1 pseudogene is annotated in these 954 nt (G+C 56.2%); it reads left to right on the top strand.

Annotation, left to right across the window (positions count from 1 at the left end):
* Positions 1–883 (top strand): annotated as a pseudogene (locus C5S62_RS13350) (hypothetical protein); the annotation flags it as partial.
* Positions 884–954 lie beyond the last annotated feature (71 nt).

Here is a 954-nt window from a genome sequence, read left to right as displayed (position 1 = left end):
CGACAAGGAGAAACTGCTACTCGCTATGCCGCTTATCAGGGAACACCTGTGGCAGACAGCCGAGGTGAGGGTAAACCCGAAAAAGTATTACCTGCAGCACTACAAGAAAGGCGTTAAATTCCTCGGCACGGTCATCAAGGGAGAGCGCATCTACATCGCCAACCGCACCCTCGGAAAAGCGATGTGCCGTCTGCACGGATTCAACCGACAGGCCGAGGAGCGCGGCGCGGCATGGTGCAAAGCCAACGCGGAGCATTTCGTGAGCTGCATCAACTCCTATCTCGGCCTCATGCGGCAAGGACAGGAATATGGTATGCGCCGGGCTTTCTGCGGTAGGATCTCCGAGGCGTGGATGAAATACATTGTGGTGGAATGGGACTTCACCAAGATAATACTAAAACAGAAATACAAACACCGCGAGCGCGTGAAGCGTATGCTCCGCCGCAAGCGTAAACAAGCATCAAGAAACAGAATACCAAAAGCAAAGCGAATGACAGCACGAGTTTTCAGCGGGGAGACGCTCCCTGCCGTTGAGCAGTTCAACACCGGTCGCAAAAGGGGTTGCATTGTTCGTTGGGACTACGAGCCTGTCAAGACAACAATCCCCGAAGTTGACAAACGCGCCGCGTTCCGCAAGCGCAAGGCGTTGAGCCGCGCCGCCAAAAACGGCACACCCCCTCCCGCCGAGGAACCGCAGCAGGGCAAGGAGGTTGACAGCGGCCTTGTGGCCTATTCTGAAATGCGCTACTTAGGCATTCCCGACCCGGAGCGAGTTGTGGCCGACATTCAGTATGACCTCGACCTGCGTTACGGCGACACACCGCGCCCGGAGATTGATTTCGACGCTTACCGCTCGGCCATAGCCGCGCTCAACAAAGCGTGAGGCGATGGCACGGTCAATCGCCGAGATAAAGGCTCAGATATGCGAGACCTTTATCTCACAGGACGCTATCC

This window comes from Prevotella sp. MGM2, from assembly GCF_002933955.1.
GTDB lineage: Bacteria > Bacteroidota > Bacteroidia > Bacteroidales > Bacteroidaceae > Alloprevotella.
The sequence above is the reverse complement of the archived record's forward strand: the minus strand, read 5'-3'. Positions and strand labels throughout refer to the sequence as shown.